Source organism: Hallella multisaccharivorax DSM 17128, assembly GCF_000218235.1.
Taxonomy (GTDB): domain Bacteria; phylum Bacteroidota; class Bacteroidia; order Bacteroidales; family Bacteroidaceae; genus Prevotella; species Prevotella multisaccharivorax.
In genome coordinates this window covers 177,180-202,495 of sequence record NZ_GL945017.1, presented here as the reverse complement: position 1 = coordinate 202,495, position 25,316 = coordinate 177,180, and the positions used below count along the sequence as shown (strand labels likewise).

Genomic DNA, 25,316 nt, shown 5'->3' with positions numbered 1-25,316 from the left:
ACTCATAAACTATTAAGAAGAATATGGCTTTCAAAAAAGATACAAAGGTAAAGACCAATTTCACTAAGATTACCGTTAGTCTCGCTTCACCCGAAGAGATTAAGGAAAATTCGTATGGTGAGGTCACCAAGCCGGAGACCATCAATTACCGCACCTACAAACCAGAACGTGACGGTTTGTTCTGTGAGCGCATCTTTGGCCCGACGAAGGACTATGAGTGCGCATGCGGCAAGTACAAGCGCATTCGTTATAAGGGAATCGTCTGCGACCGATGTGGTGTGGAAGTGACGGAGAAGAAGGTGCGCCGCGAGCGGGAGGGACACATTGAGCTTGTTGTGCCCGTGGCTCACATCTGGTATTTCCGTTCACTGCCCAACAAGATTGGTTACCTGTTAGGCATGCCCACCAAGAATCTGGATGCTGTCATTTATTATGAGAAGTATATCGTCATTCAGCCTGGCCGTCTCGCCGGCATGAAGGATGTTGAGGGTGTGGAGGATCTTAATGGTTCACATAAAATGGATCTTCTCACCGAGGAAGAGTATATCGACATCGTCGACAATAAGCTTGACGAGAACAACGACTTGCTCGATGACAGTGATCCCAATAAGTTTGTCGCCAAGATGGGCGCCGAGGCGATCCTCGATTTGCTTCATGAGCTCTCTGAACCAGATGAGAAGGGCGTGTCAGGTCTTGACCGTCTTAGCTACGAACTCCGCGACCGTGCCAACAATGATTCATCACAGATGCGTAAGACTGAGGCTCTGAAGCGTCTTCAGGTTGTTGAGGCTTTCCGTGGATCCAAGGAGGTCAACAAGCCGGAATGGATGATCATGAAGATTATTCCCGTTATCCCGCCAGACCTTCGTCCTTTGGTTCCGTTGGATGGTGGCCGTTTTGCCACATCCGATCTCAATGATCTCTATCGTCGCGTCATCATTCGTAATAACCGTCTGAAGCGTCTCATTGAGATCAAGGCCCCTGAAGTGATTCTCCGTAATGAGAAACGTATGCTGCAGGAGGCCGTTGACTCTTTGTTCGACAATAGCCGTAAGTCAAGTGCTGTCAAGAGCGAGAGCAACCGCCCGCTGAAGTCGCTCAGCGACTCACTCAAGGGTAAGCAGGGACGATTCCGTCAGAACCTGCTGGGTAAGCGTGTTGACTATTCAGCTCGTTCGGTGATTGTTGTGGGTCCTGAGCTGAAGATGGGTGAGTGTGGTCTGCCGAAACTGATGGCAGCTGAGCTCTATAAGCCGTTCATCATCCGTAAACTCATTGAGCGTGGCATTGTGAAGACGGTGAAGAGCGCCAAGCGTATTGTCGATCGTCGTGAGCCCGTCATTTGGGATATCCTGGAGAATGTAATGAAGGGTCATCCTGTACTCTTGAACCGTGCTCCGACGCTGCACCGCTTGTCTGTCATGGCCTTCCAGCCCAAGCTTATTGAAGGTAAAGCTATTCAGTTACACCCGCTGGCTTGTACGCCGTTCAATGCCGACTTCGATGGTGACCAGATGGCTGTGCACCTTCCCTTGAGCAACGAGGCTGTGCTGGAGGCACAGATTCTGATGCTTCAGAGCCACAACATCCTTAATCCGGCCAACGGTGCTCCTGTCACAGTGCCGTCGCAGGATATGGTGCTCGGTCTTTATTATATCACAAAGATTCGTCCGGGCGCCAAAGGTGAAGGCTTGATGTTTTACGGTCCTGAGGAGGCCGTCATCGCCTTTAATGAGAAGCGTTGCGCCGAGCATGCGTTGGTGAAGTGCATGGTAGACGATCTCGACGAGAATGGACGGCCTGTCCGTCACATCGTGGAGACCTCGGTCGGACGCATCATCGTCAATGAGATTATTCCGAAAGAACTTGGATTTTTCAATGGCGTCATCTCGAAGAAGTCACTGCGTAACCTTATTTCCGCCGTTATCAAGAAGGTGGGTATGGCTCGTGCCTGCTCCTTCCTTGACGGTATCAAGAACCTCGGCTACCGTATGTCTTACCTGGCCGGTCTCTCGTTCAATCTTGACGACATCATCGTGCCGCCCGAAAAGGCTGAGATCGTGAAGAAAGGACAAGATGAGGTTGACGAGGTGCAGGCTAACTTCGACATGGGTCTTATCACAGATAAGGAGCGTTACAATCAGGTCATCGATGCCTGGACTCACGTCAACGACAATCTGAAGAAAGCCGTCATGAAGCACATGACAGAGGCTGACCAAGGTTTCAATGCTGTGTTTATGATGCTTGACTCCGGTGCCCGTGGTAGTGCCGACCAGATCGCACAGCTCGCCGGTATGCGTGGCCTGATGGCCAAGCCGCAGAAAGCTGGTGCCGAGGGTAACTCCATCATTGAAAACCCTATTCTGAACAACCTGAAGGAGGGTATGTCCGTACAGGAGTACTTCATCGCTTCACACGGTGCCCGTAAAGGTCTTGCCGATACTGCCATGAAGACGGCTGACGCCGGATACCTGACTCGTCGTCTCGTGGATGTGTCGCACGACGTGATCATCACAGAGGAAGACTGTGGTACGCTTCGTGGCCTTGAGTGCCGCGCCTTAAAGGACGGTGATGATGTTATCTCTACGCTGGCCGAGCGCATCTTAGGTCGTGTCTCTGTGCACGATGTGGTCAATCCCCATACCAACGAGATTATTGTTGAGGCAGGTGAGGAAATCACCGAGGATAAGGCTGATGCCATTGAGAAGGCCGGCATTGAGATGGTGGAGATCCGTTCTGTGCTGACCTGTGAGAGCAAGAAGGGTGTATGCCGCAAGTGTTACGGCCGTAACCTTGCCACTTCTAAGATGGTACAGCTTGGTGAAGCTGTCGGTGTCATTGCCGCACAGGCTATCGGTGAGCCAGGTACACAGCTGACGCTTCGTACCTTCCACTCGGGTGGTGTGGCAGAGAATGCCGCCGCCAATGCCTCCATTACGTCTAAGTATGAGGCCAAATTGAAGTTTGATGGCTTACGCACGGTAGCCTTCGTGGACAATAGTGGTGATACGGACATTGATTGCCAGATGGTGGTTAGCCGTCTTGCCGAGGTGCAGTTTATCGATCCGAATACCGGTGTGGTTCTTGCCACGCTCAACGTGCCTTACGGCTCCTCTCTGTTCTTTAAGGACGGCGATAGTGTCAAGAAAGGCGACGTCGTCTGCCGTTGGGACCCGTTTAATGCGGTCATTGTTTCAGAGTATGCCGGTACACTGCGTTTCCATAATGTATCTGAAGGTCAGACCTATAAGGCTGAGACGGATGAGACCTCGGGTATGACCGAGCGCATCATTGTTGAGTCGAAAGACCATAATATTGTGCCGACCGTAGATGTTGAGGACGAGAACGGTGAGGTGCTGGGTACCTACAACTTCCCTGTGGGTGGTCATATAGCCAACATTGAGGATGGTCAGAAGATCACGACAGGTGAGACGCTTGTCCGCATTCCGCGTTCAGTGTTCAATGCCGGTGGTATCACGGGAGGTCTGCCTCGTGTGCAGGAGCTCTTTGAAGCTCGCAATCCCACAAGTCCTGCTGTCGTGTCCGAGATTGATGGTGAGGTCACGATGGGTAAGCTCAAGCGTGGTAACCGCGAGATCATCATCACTTCTAAGAGTGGTGAGCAGCGTAAGTATCTCGTACCACTGTCCCGTCAGATCCTTGTTCAGGAGCATGATGCCGTGCGCGCAGGTACGGCACTCTCCGACGGAGAGATCACACCGTCCGACATCTTGGCTATCAAGGGTCCCACGGCTGTACAGGAATACATCGTCAACGAGGTGCAAAATGTGTATCGTCTGCAGGGAGTGAAGATCAACGACAAGCATTTTGAAATCATCGTCCGCCAGATGATGCGTAAGGTACGCATCGATGATCCGGGTGATACCAGCTTCTTGGAGCAGGAGCTTGTCGATAAACTCGACTTTGCCGATGAGAACGATCGCATCTGGGGCAAGAAGGTGGTTACCGATGCCGGCGACAGTGATGTGTTGTCGAAAGGTCAGATTGTTTCTGCCCGAAAGCTGCGCGACGAGAACTCCAGCCTCAAGCGCCGTGATCTCAAGCCTGTTCAGGTGCGTGACGCCGTGCCAGCAACGTCTACTCAGATTTTGCAGGGTATCACCCGCGCCGCATTGGGTACGAAGAGCTTCATGAGTGCTGCTTCCTTCCAGGAGACCACAAAGGTACTCTGCGAGGCCGCTATCCGTGGAAAGGTCGACAATCTGGAAGGCATGAAGGAGAATGTGATCTGCGGTCACCTCATCCCAGCCGGTACCGGAATGCGTCAGTGGGATAAACTCATTGTTGGTTCAAGAGAAGACTATGATCGCATCCAGGCCAACAAGAGAAATGTACTCGACTATACACAACCTGCTGAGACAGAAGAGTAATTAGTTTATTCTTATTAAAATATGAAGGCTGCCACATAAAAACACTGTGGCAGCCTTTTTTCAGTATGCTCGGCATGAGTATTGTCTAACGGGTGCAAGTCCCGAGTAAGCCTTAATAGCGGGAATTACATAGCCAAAGGCAAGGGCGTCCATCGTGAGGTGGAATCTGAAAGAAGCCGGCGGCAAACATCTGACCTAACGAACAGAAACTTCATACAAGGCATATGACCGTGGGTAAGGTTGCTAAACAAATCAAAGCCCTATAGCTATTCGGAACGGTTGGTGTAAATGAAGTGGGTATAAGATGGAAAGACAATGCCCTTATCCGAGGAGGTCTCACGGACACTTCAAATAGTTTTTTTTACGAAAGAAGTGGAGTAAAGCTTGCCGTGAGAAGTCAGCAGACGCCATAGTAGTGCAATACTCGATAACGTTGCATGAAGGGCTGAACCTAACAATCAAGCGATAGTAATTGAAACATACCTCATGAAGGAAAGAATGCAGAAAACATTATCCCAAGTTAATGGCTGCCCCCAAAGAGATAGGTCGGAAACCGAATGGTATGGGGGAGTGCAGACCTACATGTGGATGTGTGAAGACAACATCGTGGAAGTACCATTCGACAAGGAACACCTTTTCGAGCAAATCCTTAGCCCTTCAAATCTCAACCGAGCCTACAAGGCAGTTATGAGAAACAAAGGCTGTGGTGGTATCGACAAGATGTCGTGTGAGCAGTTGCTCCCATGGCTATTGACCAATAAGGACTTGCTCATCCGTTCCTTGATGGACGGCTCTTACCGTCCAAACCCAGTGAAAAGGGTAGAAATACCCAAAGACAATGGCAAGATGCGCCTGTTGGGAATACCTACAGTAGTAGACCGTTTGGTGCAACAAGCCATAAACCAAGTATTGACCCCCATCTATGAGAACCAATTTTCCAAGACGAGCTACGGCTTCCGTCCGAGAAGAGGATGCCATGACGCAATACGAGGAGCGCAAAGTATAATTAATGAAGGCTACATATATGTAGTAGACCTTGACCTTGAACGCTTCTTCGATACCGTGAGCCATAGCAAACTCATAGAAATTCTCAGCCGTACGATAAAAGACGGCAGAGTGGTCAGTCTTATACACAAATATCTCCGAAGTGGTGTAATGAACAAAGGCTTGTTTGAAGCGAGCGAAGAGGGAACTCCCCAAGGAGGACCGCTAAGTCCGTTGTTGAGTAACATCATACTCAACGAATTGGACAAAGAACTTGAACGCAGAGGGCTTCCCTTTGTACGCTATGCCGATGACTCGATGATATTCTGTAAGTCCAAAAGGGCTGCAATGCGAGTGAAGGAGTCTATAACCCGATTTATAGAAAAATGTTCTATATCTCAGAGTCAAACAAGGAAAAAGACCGTAGTGTCGTATGTACGTGGAGTGAAATATCTGGGCTACTCCTTTTATGTGATGAAAGGCAAATGCCAACTCACTGTGCACCCAAAATCCAAAGCCAAGATGAAGTCAAGGTTGAAAGAACTGACAAGTCGCAGCAATGGATGGGGATATGCCAAGAGAAAGCAAAAAGCTGAAAGAATACATAAGAGGGTGGGTTGGCTATTATCACCTTGCCAATATGAAGCGTCTCTTGCTTGAAACAGACGAATGGTTAAGACGTAGAATACGCATGTGTATATGGAAAGCTTGGAAGAAAGTCAAGACAAAAGTGGCAAACCTCATTAGATGTGGTATTAATAAATACCAAGCATACGAATGGGGTAATACTCGTAAGGGTTATTGGCATATAGCTAATAGTCCTATTTTAGCAACTGCAATAAGTAACAACAATCTACGTGCAGCAGGGTATGCTACTTTAATGGGGACGTATCTCGAATGGCACCCCCAAAAATAGGAACCGCCGTATGCGGGACCGCATGTACGGTGGTGTGAGAGGTCGGAAAACGAAAGTAGGAAGAAAACTACTTCGTTTTCCTCCTACTCGATTGTTATTTTTCTTTGCTGTATGTTTTTTTCTATTTATCTTTGCAATACAAACATTCAACTCAGACCTTTAATTAATATTTGAAACAATGGCAGAAAATAACAAAGAACAACAGAATCAGGTACAGATACAGCTCAAGCCCGAAGTTGCCGATGGCCAGTACAGCAATCTTGCAATGATCAATCATTCCAGTTCGGAGTTTGTCATCGACTTTGCCCACATGCTCCCCATTGCTCCTCCGCAGATATTCTCTCGCGTTATCATGGCTCCGGAGCATGCCAAGCGCTTGCTCTTTGCTCTACAGGAAAACATTCTTCGCTACGAGAAGGAGTTTGGTGAAATCAAACTCCCTGCACCTCCACAGGCTCCGGAAGCTGGCGGCCGTACAGCCATGCCTTTCGGTACGGGCAATGCATAAACATCTTTCATCAACCATCAGATGTAGACTTATGTCCTCACAATAAAAGACAAAGGCCACTGACTTCCCCGTTATGGGCGCAGTGACCTTTTTTATTTAATATGATTTTGTCATTTATGGGAAGCTAAGAAACAGTCTAATGAACAATAAAACTTTTTTTACGGTGTGTCTGCTCATGGGGAGCCTGTCGGCGTCAGCTGCGGGCTACACTCGCCAACAGCAATTTGTGACCATTCCTGTGACGCAGCTCTCTGCTAACGGCCCCAGGCTGGTGCGTCTGGAAGTGATGGGTCCTAAGATTATCCGCGTGGAGGCTACGGCTGAACACACCTTTCCTGCCAAGCAGAGCCTGATCATTTTACCACAGAAGTCCGCAACTCCTTTCCGGGTCAGTGAGGATGCTGCAAAGGTGCTGGTGACGACGGCATCGGTCCGGGCAGAGGTGAACAAGTCTACTGGTAGGGTCATGTTCTTTGATGCAAAAGGGGAACAGATTGTAGCTGAGAATGCCACGGACGGCAAGATCTTCAAGTCGTTCACCGTTCCTGCGAGGGAGATTGGTGTAGACAGCGCCAGAGTGTCCGATTCATGGCGCCACGGCTGGTCGTGGACACTGCAGTTTGATAATGACGGCACCCAGGGGTATTATGGTCTTGGTCAGCACCAGGCCAATGAGCTGAACATGAAAGGTAAGAACGAGGAGCTCTACCAGTATAACACCAAAGTGTCGGTACCTTTCGTGGTGAGCAACCTCAACTATGGCATCCTGTGGGATTCGTACAGTTATTGCCGTTTCGGCAATCCTGCTGACTATCTGCAGCTCAACCGTGCCTTCACGCTTTACGATGCCGATGGGGTGAGAGGTCACCTCACAGGGACCTATACGGCTGCCGACGGCAGGACCATCAGGCGTGATGAGGACAGCATCTATTATGAATATCTCTTACCTGATATTCCGCGGAAGAAGACGGGCGACCTCGGTGAGGCAGCGCTGCCCCAGGGCTTCAGACTCAACGGATCACACGTGACTTATGAGGGTTATATGGAGGCTCCGGCCGACAACCTCTACCGTTTCCTGCTTTATTATGCGGGCTACACACGGGTGTTCATCGACGGGAAAGAGGTGGTGCCTGAGCACTGGCGGCAGGCGTGGAACCCGAATTACTGCAAGTTTGACGTGCGCTTGGAGAAAGGCAAGCGCCATCATCTGCTCATCGACTGGCTTCCCGACGGCGATGTGTCCTATTGTGGACTGCGCGTGGCAGCACCGCGACCGGACAGCGAGCAGCAGAAGCTGACGGTCTGGAGCGAGATGGCAAAAGATCTTGATTACTACTTTATTGCCGGAAACAGCCTTGACGAAGTCATCAGCGGCTACCGCACGCTTACAGGTAAGGCACAGGTTGTGCCGAAATGGGCGATGGGTTTCTGGCAGAGCCGTGAGCGCTATAAGACCAGTGCGGATGTGGAGGAGACGCTTGCCGAGTTCCGCAAGCGTCACATTCCCATCGACAATATCGTGCAGGACTGGAACTACTGGAAAGACGACCAGTGGGGCGCTCAGGAGTTTGACCGCAGCCGCTATCCCAATCCCCAGGCGATGCTCGACAGTGTCCGCCAGATGCACGGACGCTTTATGATCAGTGTGTGGCCGAAGTTCTATGTCAACACCGACAATTACAAGGCGCTCGATGCCAGGGGCTGGATGTATCACCAGGCTGTCGTCGACTCTGTCAGGGACTGGGTGGGACCAGGCTACCTGAACTCTTTCTATGATGCTTATTCATCAGGGGCGCGGAGGATGTTCTGGAATCAGATCGACCGCGGGCTCTATTCACGCTACAATAAAGGAGTGGATGCCTGGTGGATGGATGCCTCGGAGCCTAACGTGCGCGACTGTACGCCGATGTGGTACCGCAAGGCGTTGAGTGGTCCTACGGCTCTCGGCACGACGACGGAGTATTTCAATGCTTACTCTATCCCCAACGCCGATGCTATCTACAACGGACAGCGCAGTGTCAATCCGAACCGGCGTGTCTTCCTGCTCACGCGCAGCGGCTTTGCCGGTGAGCAGCATTATTCCACGGCTACCTGGAGCGGTGACATCGGCACACGATGGGAGGATATGCGCGCGCAGATGACAGCAGGACTCAACTACAATCTCGCGGGGCTGCCCTTCTGGGGAATGGATATCGGTGGCTTCTCCGTGGAGAACCGCTATTCCAGTGCACAGCAGAACTATGACCAGACAGGTGTGGAAAGCGAGGATCTGAAAGAATGGCGCGAGCTGCAGGCACGTTGGAACCAGTTCGGATGCTTCGTGCCGCTCTATCGTACCCACGGTCAGTGGCCTCTTCGTGAGGTGTGGAACATCGCGCCAGAGGCTCATCCTGCCTATAAATCGATCGTCTGGTACGACCGTCTGCGCTATCGGCTCATGCCGTATATTTATAGCCTGGCAGGTGCCGTACACTTCAATGACTACACGATGATGCGCGCCTTGGTGATGGATTTCAATGGCGACAGCAAGGTTTATGACCTCAAGGACCAGTGGATGTTCGGACCGTCGCTCATGGCCTGCCCTGTGACGGAGTACAAAGCCCGTTACCGCAGTGTCTATCTGCCACAGCAGTGCGGATGGTACGACTTCTATACCGGCCGTCATTATGCCGGTGGTCAGACCGTTATGGCGGCGGCACCCTATGAGCGCATTCCTGTTTTCGTGCCCGAGGGAAGCATTATCCCGGTCGGTCCCGAGATGGAATGGAGTGACGAGAAAGCCGCTGAGCTCATCGATCTTTATGTCTTTGCCGGAAGGAACGCTACGTTCACGCTCTACGAGGATGAAGGTATTAACTATAACTATGAGAAAGGCAAGTACGCCACCGTCATGTTCTCTTGGAACGATGCCTCCAAGACGCTGACCATTGAGCCGCGTAAAGGCAGCTTCAACGGCATGCTGAAGAACCGGCGGTTCAACGTCATCGTGGTGGATGGCGCCCATGCCTTGGGTGTGAATATTGACCGGTCAACGGAAGGACACCTCGTCCGTTATGACGGTAGGGCGGTGTCTGTCCGGCTGTAACTTATATTGGTTTCAGTGCAGGGGCAGCCCCTGTGGCTGCCCACAAACAATGTCCCGACCTTTTTCATTTCATGGGTCGGACCTTGTTTGTGGATGGCCTGGGGCCCCCTCTGCATGGGTACCCATATATGTGAGGGCGAGCCTCTGCATGGGGTGTCATCTCTACGAAGCTGTGACGGCATCGCCTTTACGCTGTAATCGCATCGCCTTTACACTGTAATCGCATCGCCTTTACACTGTAATCGCATCGCCTTTACACTGTAATCGCATCGCCTTTACACTGTAATCGCATCGCCTTTACGCTGTAATCGCATCGCCTTTACGCTGTAATCGCAATGCCATCCGACTGTTGATAAATAATTGATGGCTTTAGAGCTGTCTTGATCAGTCTTGTAATCCTTGTACATATAGTAAACTTTGGCAATATCTATCCATTGGCAAGGAGCTCTATCCTGTCATTTATCATGCCAACCTTTCTGATGATAACAGGTTTCCTGGTCAATGTCAACAAGACGATTCAAAATTTTGCTCTTTATACAATATAGCTGCCATACATGATACTTGTCTTGTTCCCTCCCGTTCAAGTTCGATCCTTCGGGAGCATTGCATTCATTAGTCACTGTATTGGCAGGTATCGTTGGCAGTATCTATATTGCCAAACTCCTCGATTGGTCTCACCTCTCCTTCCTTTTTGGGCGGGCAGGATATTAGGATAGAAAAGGCAGGCAAGCCTTTCGTGTGGGTTCGCCTTCTGCCTGCAATATGGGGACGGGCGGATCTCATGGATGCTGCCTGCTTGTGTGATGGGATTAATTAGCCGGTTTGATGCCTCCGCCTTTCCTTACTGTGAGCACCCGGGCTCTGAGGGTGTGGTTGGCGTGATCGAAGAAGATGGAAGGGTCGATGGTGTGGCCGCAGAAGCGGATTTCGAAATGAAGATGAGGACAGGTGGCACGTCCTGTCTGTCCTGTCAGACCGATGACTTCACCTGCCTTCACTTTCTGACCTGTCTTCACAAAGTTCTTTGACTGGTGGCTGTAACAGGTAGAGAAACCGAAGGCGTGCTGGATGACGATGTAGTTGCCATAGCCGAAGTAGGGACCTGACTGCGTGACGACACCGTCGAATGCCGCCAATATTCCATCGTTCGCTTTGGTCTTGATGTCCACACCTGAATGTCTGTGACTGCCCCGGCTGCCGTAAGGACTGATGACGTAAGCCCCGGGGAGCGGGTAAGACCAGTGCTGCTTTTCTATCTTTTCCAGGTCTAACTTTAGTGGGGATCCCTTGTCGAAGTCGGACTTGTCAGTTGTCTCCGGATCGAGTGAGATGCTCTGTTCTTTCTCTGCATTGACAACGGAGACGTTGATGCGGTTGCCGTTTTTGCGGAATTGCAGTACTTGCCTGCGAAGGCGGTGGCTGCGAGGGTCAATGACTGTCTCGGGATTGATCCATCCGCCGTTCGCCATGATAGCAAAGAGACAGAACACATGACCGTTGCTGCTTCCGGCGATGGCGATGGTCTGTCCTGCCTTGACGCGTTGCCCCACGTCTACAAGGTTCTGCGCATTGTTGGAGTAGACGGTCTCCAGACCGTTGTCGTGGCGGATGACAATGGTGTTGCCGTATTGTGGTGTCCGTCTTGACAGACGCACTGTCCCACTGAACATGGCTTTCACGGCATCGCCTTTTGTGGTGGTTATCTCCAGTGCCTGACCGTTCCTTACTTCCGCTTTACCTATTGGCAGTGGGAAGGAATATTCTTCGTCCTTGAGGATACGGAAGTCGATGTTGAAGGTATTGCTGTGTGAGAAAATCCCGGGAGTGGGCACACTGATGGATGACTGCTCAGTGGGCGTGAATGACGTTCGTTGGGCGTAGACCGGCGCAGCTGTTGCCAGCACCAGCAATAATAGAGGAAGTATTGCAGCTGATATTCTATTCATATATGTTTTCTTTGTCTTGGCAGTGTTGTGGCCTGTCGTCTTCGGCAATGCTATGCACAGCCATGTTGCTCCGAAGGTGAAATCACCTCTCCCCCGCGGGAAAGGAAGCGGACAGGTCTCCTACCTCAAAGAGGGGGCAGTGGAAAGAATCTCTATTCCCGTGAATATTCTTCCCGACCTGATGCCCAACCGTCGTGCGGAAAAGTAATCGCCGCATTGTGCATAAGTACAGATTCCGCTGTCAATGATGTGGGCTGTGGACACGCCCATGCTTTCAAGTTGCAGTCGGTTACACAAAGGCAAATTGATGTGCCATTTCTCTTTTTTGGGGGCTTGCCTGCAGGGGAATCGGCATGCGATGCGGCTCATGTCGAAACCGTTATAGGCAAAAGCATCATAGACCTCTTGCCCCACCTCGAAGTTCTTGAGAGATATTCCCGGCCCGATGACAGCGATGGTGTCTTCCTGGAGAATTCCGTAGCACTTCTGCATCTTGCGGAACGTCTCTTTGACAATGCGGTTCACGGTGCCCCGCCATCCGGCATGGACGGCTGCTGCGGCATGGTGCCGCGGGTCGTATAACAGTACCGGAATACAGTCGGCTGTGGAGACGCCGATACAGATATTAGGCCGGTCGGTCATCAGTGCATCCTTGCCTTCAAGGAACTGCTGACGCTCTTCGGGAGAAGTGTGAAGCAGGTCTTCAGTAACCTCAAGGCAGTCGATGCCGTGGACTTGATGAGGCAGAAGCAAATGGCTGTCCTCAATGTTCAATGTCTTACAAAGTGTCTGGCGGTTAGCAGTGATGGCTGCGGTGTCGTCACCGCAATAAGGGTTGATATTCAGTTCACCGTAGTTGCCTTTGCCTGCTCCACCATGTCGTGTGGTGGAGAAAGCGATGACATCTTCGGATAGACTATAATAATGTAACTCGGGGTCACGCATCATTAATTAACCCATTAATTAGCTCATTAATTGTCATTGTCATCGAAGTCTTCGTCGAGGTCTTCTGCGTCAACTACTTCGATACCATCCTCATCGGTATCCTCGTCGTGTATTTCCTGCTGGAAGGTGCCCATGTCTTTGTCGCGGTGGACGAGCATATCCTCAGCCGTGATCTCAGCGAGTTTGTTGCTCTCGCTGTTCAGCTCGTGCCACAGCACATCTTTCAGTTCGTCAAGGCCATAGCCTGTCACAGCAGAGATGAAGACAACGGGGAGGTCGTCGGGGAGCTCCTCTTTCAACATAGAGATGAGCTCATCATCGAGTAAGTCACATTTCGTCACAGCGAGCACACGGTGCTTCTCGAGCATGTCGGGGTTGAACTTCTTCAGTTCGTCCAACAGGACCTCGTAGTCGTGCTTGATGTCGTTGCTCTCGCCCGGTACCATAAAGAGCAGGAGCGAGTTACGTTCGATATGGCGGAGGAAACGCAGGCCGAGGCCTTTGCCCTCACTGGCTCCCTCGATGATGCCGGGGATGTCAGCCATGACAAACGATTTGCCGTCACGGTAGCCCACGATGCCAAGTGACGGCTCGAGTGTCGTGAACGGATAGTTGGCTATCTTCGGCCTGGCGCTCGAGAGGGCTGAGAGCAGTGTCGACTTACCCGCATTGGGGAAGCCCACAAGACCAACATCGGCCAGGAGCTTGAGCTCAAGGATAACGGTCATCTCCTGTGCCGGTTCACCGGGTTGTGCGAAGCGAGGCGTCTGGCGCGTGGCAGTGCGGAACTGGAAGTTGCCCAATCCACCGCGACCACCTTGCAGCAGTACCTCCTCCTGACCGTCGCAGGTGATGTCGCAGATGTACTTGCCTGTCTCAGCATTGTAGACCACGGTACCGCATGGCACGTCGATATACGCGTCCTTGCCGTCGGTGCCATGACATTTGTCAGCACCGCCATTGCCACCGTGCTCTGCGAAGACATGCTTCTGATATTTCAGGTGCAGCAGGGTCCAATAGTTATGGTTGCCGCGCAGGATAATGCTTCCTCCGTGGCCACCGTCACCGCCGTCCGGTCCGCCGTTAGGCTGGTATTTCACGTGTCTGAGGTGCGCTGACCCTCTGCCGCCTTTTCCGGAGCGGCAGACAATGCGCACGTAGTCTACAAAGTTGGATTCCATATTTACAGAGCGTCAATGACGGCACAGATGTCGCCGAAAATTCTATCGAGCTCTCCGAGGCCTTTGATGTGATGATGAATACCCTCTTTCTCATACCAGTCGATGAGGGGAGCCGTCTGGTTGTGGTATACGGTGAGACGCTTCTTGATCGTCTCTTCGTTGTCATCGGAACGTCCGCTCTCCTTGCCGCGGAGAATCAGACGCTTCGTAAGCTCGTCCTTGGGCACGTCGAGCTCGATCATGGCTGCGACCTTGTGACCACGCTTGGCGAGCATCTCTTTCAGAGCCTCTGCCTGTGGGATGGTGCGGGGAAAACCGTCGAAGATGACACCCTCGTGGTCCTTGCCGAAGCTGTCGTAGACATCAGCGAGGATGCTTACCATAAGGTCGTCGGGGATGAGCTGGCCATTGTCGATATAGCCTTTGGCGGTCTCGCCCAGTTTTGTGCCACGCTTGATCTGGTCGCGCAGCACGTCTCCTGTGGAGATGTGGCCGAAACCGTATTTCCGAATCATTTTCTCACTCTGTGTGCCTTTGCCTGAACCGGGAGCACCGAAAATCACGATATTTTTCATTTATTTGTCTATTTATTATGTTGAGCGTTGAGGGTTATTCAACGATTGTATAAATGTCTCTAAGATTGCGTCCTTGTTGGTCGTAGTCGAGGCCGTAGCCGACAATGAAGCCGTTAGGGATCTCCATGGCGGGATACTCGATGTTGAGGTCTACCTCAAGTTTGTCCGGCTTGACGAGCAGTGTACAGATATGCAGCGATTCGGGATGCCGCGTGTTGAGACTATCAAGCATGTGCTTCATGGTGTGACCCGTGTCGACGATATCTTCCACGATGACTACTGTACGGCCAGCGAGGTCTTCGTTGATGCCAACGACCTCTTTCACTTTGCCGGTCGAAGTGGTGCCCTGATAAGATGCGAGCTTGACAAACGAGATCTCGCAAGGAATGGTGATATACCGCATCAAGTCGGCGGCGAAGATGAACGAACCGTTGAGAACAGCTAAGAACAGCGGGTTCTTGCCGGCCATGTCTCTGTTCAGTTTCTCTGCCACGGCTTTCACGCGGCGCTGGATTTCTTCTTCGGGAATAAACGTCTTGAACGTCTTGTCCTTGACTTTAATGATACTCATGATGCGATACTTTTGTTGCTTTTGTGCAGTATTCCAATTAATAATGCAAAATTACGAAAAATAGCTGATATTTTTCCTTTATTCTCCATTCTTTTGAGTACTTTTGCAGTGATATGAAGATTTTCACTGCTGCTCAGATACATGAGCTTGATCAATATACGATAGAGCACGAGCCCGTGAGGAGTATTGACCTCATGGAGCGTGCTGCGAAGGTCCTCGCTGCCGCTATCATGGAGGAGTGGAGTGACCAGACGCCGATGGTGGCCTTTGCCGGACCAGGCAACAACGGCGGCGATGCCCTCGCCGTGGCGCGTCTCCTTGCCGATGCCGGTTATACGGTGTCGGTTTATCTGTTCAATATTCACAACATGTTGTCTGACGACTGTGCAGCCAACCGTGAGCGGATCATCGAACAGCGGAAGGTGCAGTTCACGGAGATATCACTTAACTTTGACCCACCGGATCTGACACCGGATACTGTTGTTATTGATGGTCTCTTCGGCTCAGGATTGAATAAGGCGCTTATGGGTGGCTTCGCGTCTCTGGTGAAGTATATCAACAAGAGTCCGGCGAAGGTCGTCAGCATTGACCTCCCGTCAGGGCTGATGTGTGAGGATAACACTTACAACGTACATGCTAACATCATTCGCGCCGACCTCACACTGACGCTTCAGCAGAAGAAACTGTCGATGCTTCTTCCTGACTGTCAGCAGTATATCGGCCGGTTACGTGTACTCGATATCCGCCTCAGTCCTGAATATATCATGAACACGGAGGCGAAGAGCCGCATCTTGGAGGAGCACGAGGTCAGTGCACTCATGAAGCATCGTCCCGACTTTGCCAACAAAGGTACGATGGGTCACGCGCTGCTTGTAGTTGGAAGCTATGGTATGTCAGGGGCCGCCATTCTCGCTTCGCGTGCCTGCATGCGGTCGGGAGTGGGCAAACTCACTGTTCATACGCCGGCACGCAACTATGACATCATGCAGATCAGTGTGCCGGAGGCTGTCCTGCAGCTCGACAAAGACGACTATGAGTTCTCAGACAGTGTAGTCTGCGACGACTTCGATGCTTTAGGTATCGGCCCGGGCTTGGGTCAGTCGGAGAACACCGCTGTGGCGCTTATCGCTCAGATAAGCCGTGCCAAGTGTCCGGTGGTCGCTGATGCTGACGCCATCAACATCCTCGCCAGTCATCAGGCTTGGATTCAGCAACTGCCGAAGGGTATCATTCTTACACCCCATCCGAAAGAGTTTGACCGCCTGATGGGCAGCGCAAGCGCCAGTTGTTACGACCGGCTCATGCGTGCCCGGCAGCTGGCCTCCCGTCTCCAGGGATACATTATATTAAAGGGTCATTATTCTGCTCTTTGTCTCCCCGACGGTCAGGTGCTGTTCAACCCCACGGGTAACAGCGGCATGGCGACGGCAGGCAGTGGTGACGTGCTGACTGGTATCATCACAGGTCTGCTCGCGCGCGGCTACAATCAGGCTGACGCCTGTACGATAGGCATGTACCTCCATGGTCTCGCCGGCGACCTTGCCATGAAGGATTTAGGGAAGGAGAGCCTCGTTGCAAGCGATATTATTTCATATCTCCCGAAAGCTTTTTTAAGAATTGGTTAGCTAAGTGATAGTAATATGATCAGGCATCATCTTCGCGGCCTTTTAGCCGCACTGCCTTTTGTAGCCGTATCAATGTCTGCACAGAGTGTAGAAGGGACGAGCTATATGCTCCCGAAGAACGGGATGCGGTTCACCGTGAAAGTGGAGAAGACACAGTACACCCCGGGTGAGTTCTGCCAGTATGCGGAGCGTTTCATGAAAGAAAAAGTCCCTCAGCAGGCTCTGACGACTTACCGCATCATCGGCGTTGAAATGGACAAAACCGCTGTGCCGGATACATCGAAGCAATATCAGCTTATTGTTGATAAGAAACATGCTATTGATAAGGTCTCGCTCACACATGATGGTCAATTGCTTGCCATTAACGTTGACGCGGACCAACCTGTGATGCCAGTGCGGGTATTTGAGGCTGCTCCTAAGCCGGCACCGCTCCGGCCGAACGACTTCATGACAGAGGATATCCTTGCCGCCGGTTCTACCGCAAAGATGGCGGAGCTTACAGCTAAGGAAATCTACGATATTCGCGACAGCCGCAATCAGCTCAGTCGCGGTGACGCTGATAATTTGCCCAAGGATGGTGCTCAGCTTAAGCTGATGTATGAAAATATGAATCGTCAGGAGAAAGCGCTCACTCAGCTCTTTGACGGGCTTACCGCGAAAGATACGACATGGACGCAGATTGATTTCATGCCTGTCAAAGAAGGACGAAGCGTCCTTTTCCGTTTTTCCAAATACTATGGACTGGTGGCCAGTGACGACTTGAGTGGCACACCTTATTATATAACCGTCACGAATGAGCATACAGCTACCGACCCTTCAGTCAGTCCGGAGGAGAAAAAGAAAGAGGACAAAAACGACATCGGCCTGCGTGCCAGCCTGCCGTCTAAGATCAAGGCAGAACTGTCGGCTGATGGCAAGACACTTGGGACCTACGAAATGAGCGCAGCCCAGTTTGGCTTCGTTCAGTCGCTCAGCGGTGATCTTTTCAGCAAGAAGCAGACAGCGCAAATTGTGTTCGATCCCATGACGGGAAATGTCAGAAGTATCAAGGCTGTGGGGCTGAAATAATGAAGATATAGAAAATAGTAGGGGGCGGCCGTTTGGCCGCCTCCTACTGTGTCTTATTGTTATTGTCTCCGGCTTATTGGAACATTTTCAGAAGACTTTTCGAATCAATCAGAATATAGTTCATTGTCCAGTTGTCTACTCCGTTGCTTTCGTCCTCATAAAAAATGGCGAGGCTTCCGTCGGGCAGGCGGTCCATGGTGGAGTAGGAAGCCGCTCCGGCCTGAAGTTGACAGATGTTCTTCCAAGTCTTCCCAGCATCCTTACTGGCGAAGAGGCAAAGGTTAGCGCGTTGCAGAGAAGGAATGGTCAGAGGTATGGTATGAAGGATGATGTCTTCCTTGCCTTCTGTCTCCCTCGAGTAATACAAGATGTCGGCATTGCATGCAGCTCCGGAGAGCATGCCGTTGCGCCATTGCTGTCCCCAGTCAAGCTCTTTTGTCTTGGTCATATTGAATCCTCGTGCGCCTTTCTGTCTTACTGAGACCATGATACGCCCGTCGTTCATCTGTAATAGTTTCGATTCGTCAGCTCGCAGATAAGCCAGGTTGCCGTCGAGCGTCCAGTGCTTTCCTTCGTCCTTGGAATACATGATGAACTCGCGTATCACACCTTTGGCATTCTTGTAGTTGCAGGCAAACATAACGGTGCCGTCGGTGGTGCAGATGCCACGTCCGGAGGTAACGAAAAAACCGTAGGGGCGCAGGGCATTAGTCATTGTGTCGACTTGGTTGTCAAGCAATTGATGGACCAGGTCGGCCGGTTGGGTCCATGTTTTCCCATTGTCGTCACTGTACATCATGGCCACATCGGCTTGTCCATCCCAGAAATTCTTGTTGCCGGCACATGACAGACAGATGATGCGTCCGCTTTTTGTCACCACCAGGGCCGGGTCTCCGAATCCGAAGTCGAAGGTGCCTTGTCCTTGGCCTTGTGCTATGGTGAGCGGCTCTGTCCAGGTGCACCCGTTGTCGATGGAACGCCTCACGACCAAGTCAATGCGATGGGATCCCGCATCGCCTAAGTTGTTGAAGCGCTTGTCGAAAGCCGTGACGATACTTCCATCGTGTGCCACTACCATGGCAGGTATGCGGTAGTAATGGCTTCCGTAAGTATCTGGAACTCCCAAAAAGTGCTGAGTCTTAAATATTTTCTGTGCGTATGCAGGGTCCCCCTCGACAGGGGTTAAATGTCCGTTGATCACCATGCTGGTGATCTTTGCATCAAGCGAGTCGCCCTGCGTAGCGTTCTTGCACACGTCAGCCGTCAGAAAAAGAAAGGCCGGCTTGTTGGTCTTTGACGCTTTCAGTTTCAGTTGCAGCCGGTTACCCTTAGGTTTGATGGCTGCCAGGCACTGTGGGTGTGGATCCGCGGGGAAGTCGTTGAAAGTGGATTGATACACCTTAATGCCTTCGATATTCTTGAGCGTATTTCCTTTCAGGGTGACATTCATCGTACGTATGAAAACTGAATCTTTCGGCATTTTTATTTTCAGAAGTACGGAGTTGCGGTTGCCTTGTCCGGTGGTTTGATAGCCTTGAAAGACCGTGACATCAGCGGCTTGGGTTACTGTGGCTGAGATGAGACAGGTGAAGAGTAATAAGATCTTGTTTAACATAGATTCTGGCAGTTTATTTGAAAAAAGGGTCATTCCTTTCCGATGGAAAAAGAATGGCCCTTCTGTTTGGGTTTACCTGCCGATAGGACAGGCATACATTGTATTAATCGCAGTTGGCGAGCTTGTTCTCAGAACCAAGGACATCCTTGATCTTCTCCTCGTACATCTCAATCATGTAGTTGCGAGCCACCTTGCCATACTGACGAGGATCGAAGTACTCAGGATGGTTAGCCAGCGTCTCACGCACACCTGCTGTGTAAGCCAGGCGAGAGTCGGAGTCGATGTTGATCTTGCAGACAGCGCTCTTGGAAGCCTTGCGGAGCTGATCCTCGGGGATACCGACAGCGTCGGGAAGCTTGCCGCCGTACTTGTTGATGATGTCGACATACTTCTGGGGGACTGAAGAAGATCCGTGCAGAACGATGGGGAAGCCAGGGAGCTTCTTCTCGATCTCATGCAGCACGTTGAAAGCCAATGGAGGAGGAATGAGACGGCCTGTCTTCGGATCACGTGTGCACTGCTCGGGCTTGAACTTGTAGGCACCGTGGCTGGTACCGATAGAAATAGCGAGGCTGTCGCAGCCCGAACGCTTTGAGAAGTCGATTACTTCCTCAGGCTTTGTATAGTGGCTTTCCTCAGAGGCTACCTCGTCCTCAACACCTGCGAGCACGCCGAGCTCAGCCTCGACAGTGACATCGTACTTATGAGCATACTCCACGCACTTACGGGTCAGCTCAATGTTCTCCTCGTAAGGCTTGCTGGAACCGTCGATCATGACGCTTGAGAAACCAAGGTCAACGCAGTCCTTAACCAGCTCGAAAGTGTCTCCGTGGTCGAGGTGCAGCGCAATCTCGGGATGATGGCAGCCGAGGCTCTTTGCAAACTCCACAGCACCCTGTGCCATATAGCGGAGCAGGATGGGGTTAGCATATGCACGTGCACCCTTAGAAACCTGCAGGATGACAGGGCTTTTCAGTGTAGAGCTGGCTGTGATGATGGCCTGCAGCTGCTCAAGGTTGTTGAAATTGAATGCCGGAATGGCATAACCGCCTGATACGGCGCGCTTGAACATCTCGCGTGTATTGACGAGACCTAAATCTTTGTAGTTAACCATTTTACGAAATGTTTATAAAGATAATCCTTTAATAAATCATATGGGAGAGCACCCTTCGCTCTTCTATCCGCAAATTTAGCACATAAATTTGTTTTTCCATTCACTCATAGGTTTATTTTATGTTGTAGAACTTTAAAAAAACAATAAACTCTTATGATTTGTCATTTGATGGATACTTTTGCTATATCTACCTTGCAAAATTACAGATGCAGTATCGGGCCATTGTTTTTTCGTGTGAGTTCGGAGGCAAAGAGTAGTACAATGAAATAGCAAAGGAAGGGGATGACAAAGGGCAGCGACATCATACCTGTTGAATCGGCAATGAGGCTCATGAGCAAAAAGCCACAGCCTCCGATGGGAGTCATCATCAGTAACGATGATGCACTCTTGGTCAGATTCCCCAATCCATGCAATGCGAGAGAAAAGATGGTAGGGAACATAATGGCCTCGAAAATGTAGTTGCAGACCAGTGCTATCATTGAGATTTTACCTACGTCGCATAGCACGATTCCGATGCAGATCACACTTCCCGAGGCGCAATAGAGCAGCATGTGCTCTGCCCTGACCGACCGCATGATCCAACTGCCCCCAAATCTGCCTAACATGAAGAATGCAAGTGCAGCGGTGAGCACGATGGAAGCTACATTATCGTTCATCCATCCTTTGCTGGTAACGAAATTGATGAAGTAACTGTTGATGCTGATCTCCGCTATCTCATAGGCCAGAAGGGCGAACAGCCCAAAGACGAACATAGTATGGTGACGGAAGAGCTTGACGATGCGTGTTCCATGCTCTGCGTCTTCTGTCGTCTCTGTATGACTGATTTCTGGTAGTTTGACACGGGAGAAAACGATGGCGATAACAAGCACCACTATGCCAAGGATGGCATAGGGTAACACGATCTTACCGCTCACGTTGGGACCGCTGAAAAGAAACTGCCCGACAAAAAACGTTGCCGACAGTGATCCTAAGCCGTTGAATGACTGTGAGAAGTTGAGACGGCTTGTAGCCGTTACGGGGTTGCCCAGTTCTGTGACGTAAGGATTGGCAGAGGTCTCCAAAAAGACCAGTCCGCATCCGATAATGAAAAGCGCACCGAGGTAGGCGTAGAATGTGCCCGCCTCGGCACCGGGAATAAAAAGCAGTGCACCCACGCCGAAAAGCGTCAGTCCGAAGATAACTCCCGTACGGTATCCATGACGGTTGATGAACCATCCTGCAGGAATGGCCATGATGAAATAGCCAAGGTAGGTAGTGACTTGAATGAGTGCTGACTGCGACATCGAGATGTCGAGTGCATTCTGGAAGTGCTTGTTGAGTACATCAAGAATGGCGCGTGCAAATCCCCACAGAAAGAACAGGGTAGTGACAAGGATGAATGGAAGGATGTACTGCTTATTGGTGAGTGTTGGCCGTTCCATTATTATTACTTCTTGTCAGTTGCCGGCTCAACGATTTTCCATACTCCTGCAGCGAGAGCTCCGCCTGCCAGTGGTGCCACGATGAAAATCCAGAGATTGGTAAGTGCCGAGCCTCCTTGGAAGAGTGCGGGGCCGATACTACGTGCGGGGTTTACTGATGTACCGGTATACCGGATGCATGCAAGGTGGACAAACACGAGTGACAAACCAATGGCAAGGCCAGCAAAGTTGTTGGTGGCACCGTTGGTTTTAGCTGTAGCACCGAGGACAACCAGTACAAAGACGCATGTGAAGAATAATTCGGCAAGGAAACCGCCCAGCACCGTTACGGTGACGCCCGAGTCATTAATGACTTGAAGATCGTTAGCTCCCGTGCCGATAATGCCGGCTGAGGTGGTGATGGCATAGAGAATAGCAGCTCCAATGATACCGCCGATGGTTTGGAAGAGCATGTACATGCCGGCATCCTTACCGCTCATGCGGCCGCTGAGATACACGCCGAGCGTGATGGCAGGGTTGATGTGACATCCGGAAATACTGCCGATGGTGTAGGCCATGGCAACCACGGAGAGACCAAAGGCAAGAGCTGTACCCACTACAGCTGCCTGATTGTGGACGGGATCGCACCCTAATGACACGGCTGCACCGCAACCCATAAGGACTAAAACCATCGTCCCAACCATTTCTGCTAAATATTTCTTCATAATTCTGTTATTTAGGATTTGAGTTTATTTGACGGCAAACTTACAGAAAAATATTTAATTTCGTGTTGTATTAAATGAAAAAGTAGACGTAGAGGTCGTAATTTAACATTCCTGGTTCACTTTTCAAGATTTTCTTAATCGCATGATGACTAAAGCGCGATCATATGGTGACCAAGGCGTGGTCATGTGATGACCAGGGCGTGGTCATCATGTGACCAAAGGCTGGTCATGCGATTTCAGCGAGATTATTTTATTATTGTTTTTGTTGTTTTATTAGGAAGGAATGATTAACTTTGTAGCGGACTAAATCCAACTATAAATCTTACTCTTATGATTATAATTGAGAACATTGGCGGTTTCCGGACGGAAATTAAGAACGACAAAGAGCTGACTCACACCGATGCCCCTGCCAACCATGGCGGTAAAGGAGAATATGTCACGCCTGTAGAGCTGTTAGCGGAGTCGCTAATGGCGTGTGCTCTTACCACAGCATCGATGGGAGCTGCTAAGTCTGGCATTGATGCTAAAGGCTGGCATGCCGGCTTGATGGGAGTTGAATTCTCCGAGAATCATGACCGCGTAACCGCCATCTCTATTGAGTTCCATTTTGACAAGGATGTTCCGGAGACACAGCGCAAGCGCTTGGAAGCGTTTACGAGACATGGCTGCACAGTGGGCAACTCACTGAACGTCGATGAGAAGTTCACTTTTCTGTATGATGTGTAGTACTTTCTGCACGCCCTTATCCGGTGCCGTGATGGTCACGGGTCCTATCTACAACTCGGGCGGTCAAACGTGATACCCACACTCTGCGAATGGTCTTCGTTTGCACTACGGCCTTTGGCCATTCAATATCTTTTCTAATAAGAAGGTAGCGTTCTGGTTGCGGGCCACGCCCTGTGTGATTTTGTAGGGGTAAGCTACATTCGTTTCGAGAGCAATCTCGAAGCACCAATTGTGGAAGCGTGTGTTTTCCTGCTCCATCTTCGAGAGCTCCAAGTCGTGGGTAGCAATGAGACCGGCCACGGGCTTGTGGGCGATGGCATGTAGGAATAGACGTGAGCCATTGAGCTTGTCGAGTGAGTTGGTGCCTTTGAGAATCTCGTCGAGGATGAGTAGCGTGGGCTGTTTGATGTAGTCGAGGAGCTGTTCAAGACGTTTCAGCTCGGCATTGAAATAGCTGACGCCATGGCTTAGGTCGTCGGAGGTCCGCATACTGCTGAAGAGCTTAAAGCAGCTGACACACAGATGCTCTGCAAATACCGGCATGCCGTTCATGGCAAGGATATAGTTCACGCCGATGGCGCGCAGGAATGTGCTCTTCCCTGCCATGTTGGCTCCGGTGATGATGTAGAAGTTGCCGTCACGGATCGTGAAGTCGTTGCGCACGGCTTTCGTGCCGAGAAACGGATGCCATAGCCCATTGGCTTCATAGAGAATTGTTACCTCTTCCTCGCTCTTGATCGTTGCCGCTCCTGCTTCGGGATGATTGTACCGCATCTGAGCCATAGAGACGAGCATGTCCATTTCCGATACGGCTTCGATCCATTGCGTGAGATTGGCGGAGGCAAGGGTACGCCAATGGCTGAACTTTTCCACGAGAAAGAAACCGCGCAGGCAGAAGGCATCGGCAAAGAATTTGTAGGCATCGTTTGTGCGGAGAATCAGGGTCTCGACAATGTCTGTCAATATCTCAAAGGAATCGGCCGCTTCACGGAGTGTATTTACATCCCGTGCCAGTATCTCGATGTTCCGGATACCGTCGCGGTCCATTGCCGTGATGAGTCTTACCACCCGCATGAGCGGCTGCATCTCGTTGTGCAGACGGTTGCCCACCGCGAGCATCGCATTCAGATATTTGCCTGCCATGCCGGCGACAAGGAAGAAGTTGACGAGGATCCACGTTATCGGCAGCATGGGGCTGACGAGTCGGTAGACGGCGGCAATGATGCTCACGAAGGCGCCTGCTGAGAGGATGCACGCAAGGATTTTGATGCCTTTTCCGTGTAGTATCCCCGGGATGACTATCCGCTGCAGCTCGGGCAGAGACAGGAGAATGGCATTGGTCTCAATCTTTGTGCTGACGCCTGAGGAGATGAAACGGATGCGCCAGTCGGTATCGTCTTCTGCGGCGAGGGTGTTAATAGCGTTGCGGTAATCGTCAATCTCTCTGGCGTTTTTGTGAATGTCTACCCGACTGAGGCACTCGGCGAGTCTGTCGGCTCCACGTGTCGTCACCGTGCGGTTGATGCGCTGATACAGACTATCCTTGCCGAAGATGTCCATATCAAAGGTGAAAGGATGGTGCGGATCAATATACCGTTCGCCGTCATCGAAAGAGGAAAAGTTGCCGCTGAGAGCCGCAACTTCGTTTTTGTAGACCTGTTGCCGTTGTTCCGCTTCGGTGATGCGCTCGCTGTTCTTCACGTCTTTGTTGCGTATGACGATGTAAAGCACGGCCATTGCCGCAGCGAGCAGGCCCTCAGCCAGTTTCAGCAGCTCCGTGTCGCTGATGGTGATGAATGCGATGAAGGCCACGAAGCCGAGGAAAGACGCGATCTCTCCTGTGACGAAACCGCGGCTGCGGGCATGCAGCTGTCCGAGTTGTGCAGCGATGGCTTCGGCCTGTTCGTGATATCCTTGTTTTATCTGTTCGCCGGTCTTCAT

General features: G+C 51.1%; 16 protein-coding genes and 1 pseudogene. 7 read left to right on the top strand and 10 right to left on the bottom strand.

Going from position 1 to position 25,316, the window contains the following annotated elements; translation table 11 throughout:
- Positions 1–23 precede the first annotated feature (23 nt).
- The 4 genes and pseudogenes from rpoC to PREMU_RS01290 all read left to right on the top strand — a co-directional run bounded on the left by rpoC (position 24) and on the right by PREMU_RS01290 (position 9,884).
- Positions 24–4,391, top strand: a complete 4,368-nt coding sequence (gene rpoC / locus PREMU_RS01305; protein WP_007572532.1) for a DNA-directed RNA polymerase subunit beta' — start codon at positions 24–26, stop codon at positions 4,389–4,391.
- Positions 4,392–4,877: 486 nt separating this feature from the next.
- A pseudogene (ltrA, locus tag PREMU_RS01300) lies at positions 4,878–6,291 on the top strand (group II intron reverse transcriptase/maturase).
- Between the two features lie 178 nt (positions 6,292–6,469).
- Positions 6,470–6,799, top strand: coding sequence for a DUF3467 domain-containing protein (locus PREMU_RS01295; RefSeq protein WP_007572527.1), 330 nt, complete (start codon positions 6,470–6,472; stop codon positions 6,797–6,799).
- Positions 6,800–6,938: 139 nt separating this feature from the next.
- Positions 6,939–9,884 (top strand): TIM-barrel domain-containing protein, encoded by a 2,946-nt coding sequence (locus tag PREMU_RS01290; RefSeq protein ID WP_007572525.1) that lies wholly within the window; start codon positions 6,939–6,941, stop codon positions 9,882–9,884.
- Positions 9,885–10,693: 809 nt separating this feature from the next.
- Here PREMU_RS01290 and PREMU_RS01285 read toward each other — a convergent pair.
- From PREMU_RS01285 to hpt, 5 genes are all read right to left on the bottom strand, one after another.
- The gene (locus PREMU_RS01285) at positions 10,694–11,830 is read right to left on the bottom strand and encodes a M23 family metallopeptidase (protein WP_007572523.1); all 1,137 of its coding nucleotides are present in this window, start codon (positions 11,828–11,830) and stop codon (positions 10,694–10,696) included.
- A gap of 120 nt (positions 11,831–11,950) precedes the next feature.
- Positions 11,951–12,778: a peptidoglycan editing factor PgeF gene (gene pgeF, locus PREMU_RS01280; RefSeq protein ID WP_007572522.1), complete on the bottom strand. Its 828-nt coding sequence runs from the start codon at positions 12,776–12,778 to the stop codon at positions 11,951–11,953.
- 23 nt (positions 12,779–12,801) lie between these two features.
- Positions 12,802–13,956 carry a GTPase ObgE gene (obgE, locus tag PREMU_RS01275; protein ID WP_007572519.1) on the bottom strand — a complete coding sequence of 385 codons (1,155 nt, stop codon included), beginning with the start codon at positions 13,954–13,956 and terminating at the stop codon, positions 12,802–12,804.
- A 2-nt stretch (positions 13,957–13,958) separates the two neighbouring features.
- Positions 13,959–14,531: an adenylate kinase gene (locus tag PREMU_RS01270; protein ID WP_007572514.1), complete on the bottom strand. Its 573-nt coding sequence runs from the start codon at positions 14,529–14,531 to the stop codon at positions 13,959–13,961.
- 34 nt (positions 14,532–14,565) lie between these two features.
- Positions 14,566–15,102, bottom strand: coding sequence for a hypoxanthine phosphoribosyltransferase (hpt, locus tag PREMU_RS01265; RefSeq protein WP_007572512.1), 537 nt, complete (start codon positions 15,100–15,102; stop codon positions 14,566–14,568).
- A gap of 113 nt (positions 15,103–15,215) precedes the next feature.
- On the opposite strand from hpt, the gene PREMU_RS01260 reads away from it, so the two are divergent.
- Positions 15,216–16,727, top strand: a complete 1,512-nt coding sequence (locus PREMU_RS01260; protein ID WP_007572510.1) for a bifunctional ADP-dependent NAD(P)H-hydrate dehydratase/NAD(P)H-hydrate epimerase — start codon at positions 15,216–15,218, stop codon at positions 16,725–16,727.
- A 15-nt stretch (positions 16,728–16,742) separates the two neighbouring features.
- Positions 16,743–17,795: a DUF4831 family protein gene (locus PREMU_RS01255; RefSeq protein WP_007572509.1), complete on the top strand. Its 1,053-nt coding sequence runs from the start codon at positions 16,743–16,745 to the stop codon at positions 17,793–17,795.
- Positions 17,796–17,868: 73 nt separating this feature from the next.
- Here the strand turns inward: PREMU_RS01255 and PREMU_RS01250 are convergent, their stop codons facing one another.
- From PREMU_RS01250 to PREMU_RS01235, 4 genes are all read right to left on the bottom strand, one after another.
- Complete coding sequence (locus PREMU_RS01250; protein ID WP_007572508.1) at positions 17,869–19,410, bottom strand: sialidase family protein; 1,542 nt, start codon at positions 19,408–19,410, stop codon at positions 17,869–17,871.
- Between the two features lie 103 nt (positions 19,411–19,513).
- Positions 19,514–20,524, bottom strand: a complete 1,011-nt coding sequence (locus PREMU_RS01245) for a class II fructose-bisphosphate aldolase (protein WP_007572507.1) — start codon at positions 20,522–20,524, stop codon at positions 19,514–19,516.
- Positions 20,525–20,724: 200 nt separating this feature from the next.
- The gene (locus PREMU_RS01240; RefSeq protein WP_007572506.1) at positions 20,725–21,945 is read right to left on the bottom strand and encodes a sugar MFS transporter; all 1,221 of its coding nucleotides are present in this window, start codon (positions 21,943–21,945) and stop codon (positions 20,725–20,727) included.
- A 5-nt stretch (positions 21,946–21,950) separates the two neighbouring features.
- Positions 21,951–22,649, bottom strand: coding sequence for an MIP/aquaporin family protein (locus PREMU_RS01235; protein WP_007572505.1), 699 nt, complete (start codon positions 22,647–22,649; stop codon positions 21,951–21,953).
- 330 nt (positions 22,650–22,979) lie between these two features.
- Here PREMU_RS01235 and PREMU_RS01230 point away from each other — a divergent pair, with 330 nt between their 5' ends.
- Positions 22,980–23,375 (top strand): OsmC family protein, encoded by a 396-nt coding sequence (locus PREMU_RS01230; RefSeq protein ID WP_007572504.1) that lies wholly within the window; start codon positions 22,980–22,982, stop codon positions 23,373–23,375.
- A 105-nt stretch (positions 23,376–23,480) separates the two neighbouring features.
- Here the strand turns inward: PREMU_RS01230 and PREMU_RS01225 are convergent, their stop codons facing one another.
- Entirely contained in the window at positions 23,481–25,316 is a 1,836-nt protein-coding gene (locus PREMU_RS01225; RefSeq protein ID WP_007572503.1) for a MutS-related protein, read from the bottom strand.